Source organism: Micromonospora sp. NPDC002296, from assembly GCF_040296145.1.
GTDB lineage: Bacteria > Actinomycetota > Actinomycetes > Mycobacteriales > Micromonosporaceae > Micromonospora.
Genome location: NZ_JBEOWQ010000089.1, coordinates 1 through 10,002, shown reverse-complemented (window position 1 = coordinate 10,002; position 10,002 = coordinate 1). Strand labels below are relative to the sequence as shown.

The following is a 10,002-nucleotide window of genomic DNA, read 5'->3' as shown; positions in this document are numbered from 1 at the left end:
ACCGGGTCCACCCCCGCCGACTCCAACGACTCCCACGACGCCTCCAACAGCAACCGCTGCTGCGGATCCATCGCCAACGCCTCACGCGGCGAGATGCCGAAGAAGCCGGGATCGAACTCCGCAGCCCCGTACAGGAATCCACCGTGCCGGGTGTACGAGGTGCCCGGCCGGTCCGGGTCCGGGTCGAACAACGACTCCAGGTCCCAACCCCGATCCGCCGGGAACTCCCCGATCCCCTCCCCTCCCCCGGCCAGCAACGCCCAGAGCTGCTCGGGCGTCTCCACCCCGCCCGGGTACCGGCACGCCATGCCCACGATCGCGATCGGCTCGTCGGTGCCGGCGACCGTCGCCGGCAGATCCGGCCCGACCTCGACGACCCCGGTACCCAGCAGGTCGGCGTGCACGTGCTCGGCCAGCGCCTGCGGGGTGGGGTAGTCGAAGACCAGGGTCGAGCCGAGGCGCAGCCCCGTCGCGGCGTTGACCCGGTTGCGCAGCTCGACCGCGCTCAGCGAGTCGAACCCGAGGTCCCGGAACGCCCGGTCCGCCGGCACCGCCTCCACGCCGTCGTGCCCCAGCACCTGCGCGGCCAGGCCCCGGACGAGCAGGGCGACCTGCGCCCGACCCTCGTCCTCGGTGAGCCGGGCGAGCCGGCCGGCCAGACTGTCGCCGCCCTGTCCCGCCTGGCGACGCGTCGTGGTCGTGCCGACCAGCGCCCGCAGCATCGGCGGCACCACGCCGCCGGCGGCTGCGGCCCGCAGCGCGGGCACGTCGATCACCGCCGGCACCAGGGCCGGCCGGTCCACGGCCAGCGCCGCGTCGAACAGCGCCAGGCCGGTGTCGGCGCTCATCGCGGTCAGGCCGGCCCGCCCCGACCGGGCCCGGTCGACGCCGCCGAGGGACGCCGCCATCCCGGCCGTGTCCCACATCCCCCACGCGAGGCTGACCGCCGGCAGACCGGCCTGCCCGCGGTACGCCGCCAGGGCGTCCAGGAACGCGTTGCCCGCCGCGTACGCCGCCTGGCCCGGCGAGCCGAGCACCCCCGCGATCGAGGAGAACAGCACGAACAGGTCCAGGTCCAGGTCGGCCGTCGCCTCGTGCAGGTGCCAGCCCGCCGACACCTTCGGTGCCAGGACGCCCGCGAGTTGGTCGGCCGTCAACCCCTCGACGAGGCCGTCGTCGAGCACCCCGGCCAGGTGGACGACGCCCGCCAGCCGGCCCGTCGAGGTGACATCCGCGACCAGCCCGGCCACCTGCGCCCGGTCGGTGACGTCGCACGCCACCACCCGGGCGGACGCGCCCAGCCCGGCCAGCCGTTCGATCAGCTCGTCGGCGCCGGCGGCCGCCGGGCCCCGCCGGGACGCCAGCACCAGCGCCCGGAGCCCGTGTGCCCGGACGAGGTGCTCCGCGACGAGGGCGCCCAGCGCGCCGGTGCCGCCGGTCACCAGGACGGCGCCGGCGTCCGCCACGAGCGGGGCGTGCGACGACGGCCCCGACGCGCGTACCAGCCGCGGCACGAACACCCGGCCCCCGCGGAGGGCCACCTGAGCGCCCGCGGCGTCCTCGGCGACCCGCGCCAGGACGGCCACCAGGCCCGCGTCGACGTCGCCGTCGACGTCGGCCAGCACGATCCGGCCGGGATGCTCCGACTGCGCCGACCGCAGCAGGCCCCACACCGCCGCACCCGCCAGATCGGCCACGGCGTCGCCGTCCCGGGCAGCCACCGCGCCCCGGGTCACCACCACCAGCTTTGAGTCCGCCAAAGCGTCGGCGGCAAGCCAGGACCGCAGCTCCGCCAGCACCGTCGAGGCGAGGGCGCCGACCGCGTCGGGCACCGCGCCGTCCTGCGGGGCGGTGGCCGGGAGCAGCAGCAGGGCGGGCGGCTCGGCGCCGCCGTCGAGCGCGGCGAGCAGGTCGGCGACGGTCCGGTGGGCGCGCCCGGTGGCGACGTCCTGCGGCCCGCCGAGGGTCGCCCAAGCCGGCACGTCGGCCGGGACGACCTCGGCGGCCCGCCAGGCGACCTCGAACAGCGACCGGGCTGCCGCGTCCGGGGCGGCCCGGCCGGTCAGCTCCCGCAGGGTCAGCGAGTCCACGGACACCACCGGCGTGCCGGCCTCGTCACCGGCGACCAGCCGCACGCCGGTGCCCTCGCGGGTCAGCCGCACCCGCAGCACCCGCGCGCCCGAGGCGTGCACCTGCACGCCCTCGAACGCGAACGGCACCCGGGGCGCGGCGGACTCCTCGAACAGCAGGGCGACGGGATGCAGGGCGGCGTCCAGCAGCGCCGGGTGCACGCCGAACCGCGCGGCGTCGCCGGCCGCGTCGTCGGGCAGGGCCACCTCGGCGAAGACCTCGCCGCCGCCCGTCCAGACCCGGCGCAGCCCCTGGAACGCCGGCCCGTACGCCAGGCCGCGCTCGGCGAACGCGTCGTACCAGCCGGTCAGGTCGACCTCGTCGGCGCCCACGGGCGGCCACGGGCCCACGCCCGGCTCGTCGGCGGACGCCGGTTCCAGCACCCCGTCGGCGTGCCGGGTCCAGCCCGCGTCGGGGGCGTCGTCGGGTCGGGAGTGGATGGTTACGGTGCGCTGCGGCGCGTATCCCGGCGCCGACACCCGGACCTGGATGCGCACGCCGCCGGAGGGCGGGAGCACCAGCGGCGCGGCGATGGTCAGCTCCCGTACCCGGGACGCGCCCACCTCGTCGCCGGCCCGCACCGCGAGTTCCACCAGCGCGGTGCCCGGCAGCAGCACCGCGCCCGACACCGCGTGGTCGGCGAGCCACGGCCGGGTGGCGAGCGCCAGCCGGCCGGTCAGCACGACCTCGCCGTCGCCGGCCAGGTCGACAGCGGCGCCGAGCAGCCCGTGCCCGGCCGCGCCGAGGCCCGCGCCGGCCACGTCGCCGGCGCGCAGCCGGCCCACGTTGGGCCAGTACCGCTGCCGCTGGAACGCGTACGTCGGCAGGTCGACGGGGTTCGCGGCCGGCAGCAGGGCGGACCAGGTCACGGGCACGCCGTGGACGTGCAGTTCCGCCAGCGCGTGCAGCAGCGAGACGGGTTCCGGCCGGCCGGGACGCAGCGCCGCGACGACCGCGACCGAGGACGGGTCGTCGTCCGGCAGGCAGGCGCGGACCATGCCGGAGAGGACCGCGTCCGGACCGATTTCGAGGAAGATGCCGACGTTGCGCTGCCGCAGGCAGGCGACGCCGTCGGCGAAGCGGACGGCCTCCCGGACGTGCCGCACCCAGTAGTCGGGGGTGCCGATCTCCTCGGCGTCGGCGATCTCGCCGGTGAGGTTGGAGACCACCGGCAGCAGCGGCGGGCGGAAGGTCAGCCCGTCGAGGGCCGCCCGGAACTCGGCCAGCACCGGTTCCACCAGGGGGCTGTGGAAGGCGTGGCTGACCCGCAGCCGGCGGGTCCGCGTCCCCCGGGCGGACCAGGTCCGCTCCAGGGCGTCCAGCGCGTCGAGCGCCCCGGAGACCACCACCGCCGTCGGCCCGTTGACCGCCGCGATCCCGACGCGGTCGGTCAGGCCGGCCAGCGACTCGGTGACCGCCGCCTCGTCGGCGGCGACGGCGAGCATCCCGCCGCCGGACGGCAGGGCCTGCATCAGCCGGCCCCGCGCGCCCACCAGGGCGCACGCGTCGTCGAGGGAGAGCACCCCGGCCACGTACGCGGCGGTCACCTCGCCGATCGAGTGGCCGGCGACGAAGTCCGGCACGATCCCGTACGACTCGGCGAGGCGGAACAGGGCCACCTCGACGGCGAACAGGCCGGCCTGGGTGAAGGCGGTCTGGTCCAGCAGTTCGGCGTCGGCAGAGCCCTCCGTGGCGAACAGCACGTCCCGCAGCGGGCGGGGCAGGTGCGGGTCGAGGTGGGCGCACGCCTCGTCCAGCGCGGCGGCGAAGACGGGGTACGCGGCGTACAGCTCCCGGCCCATGCCGGCGCGCTGCGCGCCCTGGCCGGAGAAGACGACGGCGGTGCGCCCGCCCCGGGCGGTGCCCAGGACGACGGCGGGCGAGGGCTGCCCGTCGGCGAACGCGTCCAGGGCGGACAGCAGGCCGCCCCGGTCGGCTGCCAGCAGGACGGCGCGGTGTTCGAACACGGACCGGCCGGTGGCCAGCGCACGCCCGATCCCGGCGACGGTCAGGTCCGACCGGTCGGCCGCCAGGCCGTGCAGCCGTCGGGCCTGCCCGCGCAGGGCGGCGTCGCCGCGCGCCGACAGGACGCAGGGTACGAGGCCGCCGGGAACCTCCCCGACCACCGCCGGGGCGGTCGCGGGGGCCGCCGGGGCCTGCTCGATGATGGTGTGCGCGTTGGTTCCGCTGATTCCGAAGGACGACACGGCGGCGCGGCGGGGCCGGTCCAGGGCCGGCCAGCGGCGGGTCTCGGTGAGCAGTTCCACCGCCCCGGCGTCCCAGTCGATGTGCGGGGACGGCTCGGCGACGTGCAGGGTCGACGGCAGCAGCCCGTGCCGCATCGCCAGCACCATCTTGATCACACCGGCGACGCCGGCGGCGGCCTGGGCGTGGCCGATGTTGGACTTGATCGAGCCGAGCAGCAGCGGCCGGTCGGCGGGCCGGTCCTGCCCGTACGTGGCCAGCAGCGCCTGCGCCTCGATCGGGTCGCCGAGCGTCGTGCCGGTGCCGTGCGCCTCGACCACGTCCACGTCCGCCGTGGACAGTCGCGCCGAGGCGAGGGCCTGCCGGATCACCCGCTGCTGCGAGGGGCCGTTGGGGGCGGTGAGCCCGTTCGACGCGCCGTCGGAGTTGACGGCGGAGGACCGGACCACGGCGAGGACCTGGCGGCCCTGCCGGCGGGCGTCGGAGAGGCGCTGCACGAGGAGCATGCCGACGCCCTCGGACCAGCCGGTCCCGTCCGCCGACGCGGCGAACGACTTGCACCGGCCGTCGGTGGCGAGGCCGCGCTGTCGGGAGAACTCGACGAACGCCGTCGGGGTGGCCATCACCATCACGCCACCGGCGAGGGCCATGTCGCACTCGCCGCGGCGCAGCGCCTGGCCGGCCCAGTGCAGGGCCACCAGGGACGACGAGCAGGCGGTGTCCAGGGATACGGCCGGCCCCTCCAGGCCGAACGTGTACGCCACCCGGCCGGAGATGACGCTGCTGGTCATCCCGGTCAGCATGTAGCCCTCGGCGGCCTCCGGCGAGTACGCCAGCAGCGAGCCGTAGTCCTGGCCGCTGGTGCCGACGAACACGCCGGTGCTGCTGCCCCGCACGGTGGCCGGGTCGATCCCGGCGGACTCGAAGGACTCCCAGGTGGTCTCCAGCAGCAGCCGCTGCTGCGGGTCCATGGCCAGCGCCTCGCGGGGGCTGATGCCGAAGAAGCCGGGGTCGAACCGGTCGACGCCGCCCAGGAAGCCGCCGCCCCGGGCGTAGAAGGTGCCGCTGGCGTCCGGGTCGGGGCTGTACAGGGTGTCGAGGTCCCAGCCCCGGTCGGTGGGCAGGTCGGTGATCGCGTCGACGCCGTCGGCGACGAGCCGCCACAGGTCGTCGGGCGACCACACGCCGCCGGGCAGCCGGCAGGCCATGCCGATGATGGCGAGGGGCTCGTCGTCGCCGACGGCCACGGTGGCGGTCGTGGGCCGGACCGGCACGGGGGTGCCGGCGATCTCCGTGCCGAGGTGGACGGCCAGGTCGTGCGGGCTCGGGTAGTCGAAGACGAGGGTGGCCGGCAGTCGCATGCCGAACGCGTTGTTGAGCCGGTTGCGCATCTCCACGGCGGTGAGCGAGTCGAAGCCGAACTCGCTGAACGCCCGGCGTGGCTCGATCGCGGCCGGGTCGGGGTAGCCGAGCACGGCGGCGGCCTGGCCCCGGACGATCTCGACGAGCGCGGCGAGCCGGTCGGCGTCGCCGAGGGCGGCGAGCTGCTGGACCAGGGACGCCCCGGTGCCGGCCGCGGCGGCGGCGCGGGTGGGGGTGCGGATCAGCGCCCGGTACAGCGGCGGAATGGCGCCGCCGGCGAACTGCGCCTTCATCGCGGCGAGGTCGAGGCGGGCCGGGACGAGCGCGGCGTCGGGGGCGCGGCAGGCGACGTCGAAGAGGGCCAGGCCCTCCTCGGCCTCCATGGCGGCGACGCCGGAGCGGGAGATCCGGTTGAGGTGGACGTCGTCCAGCTCGGTGGTCATGCCGCTGCGGTCGGCCCACAGGCCCCAGGCGAGGGTGAGGGCGGCGAGACCGTGCGACTTGCGGTGGTGGGCCAGCCCGTCGAGGAACGCGTTGGCGGCGGCGTAGTTGCCCTGGCCGGGGCCGCCGGCGGTGGCCGCGAGGGACGAGTACGAGACGAACGCCTTCAGGTCGAGGCCGGCGGTCAGCTCGTGCAGGTTCCAGGCGGCGTCGACCTTGGGCCGCAGCACGCCGTCCATCCGCTCGGGGGTGAGCGAGGAGATGACGCCGTCGTCGCGTACCCCGGCGGCATGGATGACGGCGGTGAGCGGGTGCTCCGCCGGGATGCCGGCGAGCAGCGCCGCGACCGCGTCCCGGTCGGCGACGTCGCAGGCGGCGACGGTGACGGTCGCGCCCAGCGCCGCCAGCTCGGCGCGGAGCTCGGCGACGCCTTCGGCGGCCGGGCCGCGCCGGCTGGTGAGGATCAGGTGCCGGACGCCGTGCACGGTCACCAGGTGCCGGCTCATGAGCTGGCCGAGGGTGCCGGTGGCGCCCGTGATCAGCACGGTCCCGTCGCCGTCGAACGGGGCGGCGGGCGGCTCCGCGAGGGCCGGCACGCGGGTGAGCCGGGCCCCGGCGGTTACGCCGGAGCGGATCACGACCTGCGGCTCGTCGGTGCCCACGGCCGCGACCAGGGCGGCGGCCGAGCCGGTCGCGTCGTCGACGTCGACCAGCACGAACCGGTCGGGGTTCTCCGACTGGGCGGAGCGGAGCAGGCCGATGACGGCGGCGCCGGCCAGGTCGGTCAGGTCGGCGTCGGCGTCGGTGGCGACGGCGCCCCGGGTGAGCACGACCAGCCGGGAGTCGGCGTACCGGTCGTCGGCGAGGAACCGTTGGAGCACGGCGAGGGCCCGGTGGGTGACCTCGGCGACGGCCCGGGGCACGTCGGTCGACGCGGGCGGGTCGAGGAACGGCACGACCAGCACGCCGGGCGCGTCCGCGCCCTCGTCGAGCGCGGCGGCCAGGGCGGTCAGGTCGGGGTACGCCGCGACGGCCGTACCGGTGGCGGCGACGGCGTCGGCGAGGCCGGCGGCGTCACCGACGACCGCCCAGCCGGCGGTGGACGGGCCGGCGGGCAGGGCGAGCGGGGCCCACTCGATCCGGAACAGCGACTCGGTGCCGCCGCCCCCGGCGACCCGGAGCTGGTCGGCGGAGACGGGCCGCAGCACGAGGGAGCCGACGGAGATGATCGGGGCGCCGGTGACGTCGGCGAGCAGCAGGGAGACGCTGTCGGTGCCGGTGTGCGAGACGCGGACCCGGGCCGCCGCCGCGCCGGCCGCGTGCAGGGCGACGTCGTTCCAGGAGAACGGCAGCCGGCCGTACCCGGGGGGCATGTCCGCGCCGGACGGCTCGCCGGCGGGCGTGGTGAGGCCGAGCGTGTGCAGGGCCGCGTCGAGCAGGGCCGGGTGCAGGCCGTACCCGCCGGCCTCGGCGGCCGGGGTCTCGGGCAGGGCCAGCTCGGCGAAGAGGTCCTCGCCGCGCCGCCAGGCGGAGCGCAGCGCGATGAAGGACGGGCCGTAGTCGTAGCCCTGGGCGGCGAGGTTCAGGTACAGGTCGTCGGTGCCGACCTCGGTGGCGCCGGGGGGCGGCCAGGTGGTCAGGTCGGACCAGCCCTGCGGGCCGCCCGGGGTCGCCGGTCCGCCGGCCAGGACGCCGCTGGCGTTGCGGGTCCAGGGTCGCTCGCCGGTGCCCGCGGCGGGTTCGCCGTCGGCGGCGGAGTGCAGGGAGACGGTCCGGCAGCCGGTCTCGTCGGCCGGGCCGATCCAGAGCTGGATGTCGACGCCGCCGGTCTCCGGCAGGATCAGCGGCGACTCCAGGGTCAGCTCGCGGACGTGATCGGCGCCGACGTGCGCGCCGGCCTGGAGGGCCAGCTCGACGAAGCCGGTGCCGGGCAGCAGCACGGTGTCGAAGACGACGTGGTCGGAGATCCACGGGTGGGTGCGCCGGGCCAGCCGCCCGGTGAACAGGACGCCCTCGGCGTGCGCGACGCCGACGGCGGCACCGAGCAGGGGGTGCTGGGCGGGGCGCAGGCCGACGGCGGTGATGTCACCGGTCCACCCGGCACCGGCCTCGGGCCAGTACCGCTGGTGCTGGAACGCGTACGTCGGCAGGTCGACCCGCCGCGCGCCGGTCTCGGCGAACCACGGCTGCCAGGTGACGGGGGCGCCGTGCACGTGCAGCTCGGCGAGCGCGGCGAGCAGGGCGTGGGTCTCGGGCCGGTCCCTGCGCTGGGCGGCGACGGTGAGCACGGCGTCGTCGCCGGGCAGGACGTCGGCGGCCATCGCGGTCAGCACGCTCTGCGGGCCGATCTCCAGGAACGTGCCCGCGCCGGCCGCCCGCAGGGCCGTGACCCCGTCGGCGAACCGGACGGCCTCGCGGACGTGCCGCACCCAGTACTCGGGGGTGCGGATCTCCTCGACGTCGGCGAACGCGCCGGTCAGGTTCGACACCACCGGCAGCGTCGGCGCGGCGAAGCTCAGGGTGCCCAGGACGGCCCGGAACTCGGCGAGCATCGGCTCCATCAGCGGGCTGTGGAACGCGTGGCTGACGGTCAACCGGCGGGTCCGGGCGCCCCGGTCCCGCCACGCCTGCTCCAGCTCGTCGAGGGCGTCGACCGCGCCGGACACCACGACGGCCGACGGGCCGTTCACGGCGGCGATGCCGACCCGGTCGGTCAGCCCGTCCAGGCTTGCCGCCACGTCCGCCTCCGGCGCGGCCACGGCCAGCATCCCGCCGCCGGCCGGCAGCGCCTGCATCAGCCGGCCCCGCGCCGCCACCAGGGCGCACGCGTCGGTCAGGGACAGCACGCCGGCCACGTGGGCGGCGGTGATCTCGCCGATCGAGTGGCCGCCGACCAGGTCCGGCGCGACCCCGAACGACTCGATCAGGCGGAACAGGGCCACCTCGACGGCGAACAGGCCGGCCTGGGTGAACACGGTCTGGTCCAGCAGGCCCGCCTCGGCGGTACCGTCCTCGGCGAACAGCACCGGCTTCAGCGGCTGTGGCAGCAACGGGTCCAGCGCGGCGCACACCTCGTCCAGCACGGTGGCGAACCCTGGGAAGTACCCGTACAACTCCCGTCCCATGCCGGCGCGTTGCGCGCCCTGGCCGGAGAACAGCACCGCGAGCGTCCCCCGGTCGGCCGCCTGGCCGGCGACCACCGTGCCCGACGGATCCCCCGCCGCCAGCGCCCGCAGCCCGGCGATCAGGTCGTCGCGGCCGGTCGCCGGCACCACGGCGCGGCTGTCCAGGGCGGAGCGCGAGGTGACCGACGAGAAGGCCACGTCGAGCGGGCTCAGGTCGGGGTCGGCGTCCAGCCAGGCGGCCCACCGGCCGGCCTGCGCGGCGAGCGCGGCGGCGTCCCGGGCCGACACCGGCACCGGCACGACCGGCCGTTCGACGGTCGGCGCGACGGCGGCCGGCGCGGCCTCGACGGCGGGGGCCTGCTCGACGATGATGTGCGCGTTGGTGCCGGACACCCCGAACGACGACACCGCGGAACGGCGCGGCCGGTCCACCGCCGGCCACGGCGTGACCTCGGTGACCAGCTCGACGGCGCCGGCGTCCCAGTCCACCTCGGGGGTCGGGGCGTCCACGTGCAGGGTGGGCGGGACGACGCCGTGCCGCATCGCCAGCACCATCTTGATCACCCCGGCGACGCCGGCGGCGGCCTGGGTGTGCCCGAGGTTCGACTTCACCGAGCCGAGCAGCAGCGGGCCCGAGTCGCCCCGGTCCTGCCCGTACGTGGCCAGCAGTGCCTGCGCCTCGATCGGGTCGCCGAGCCGGGTGCCGGTGCCGTGCGCCTCGACCACGTCCACGCCGCCG

At 76.9% G+C, this 10,002-nt stretch carries 1 protein-coding gene; it reads right to left on the bottom strand.

Translation table 11 applies throughout. The annotated features are described in order from the left end of the window. Positions 1-10,002 (bottom strand): type I polyketide synthase (locus ABT023_RS28455; protein ID WP_350889700.1); only part of this gene is annotated, 10,002 nt, incomplete at both ends.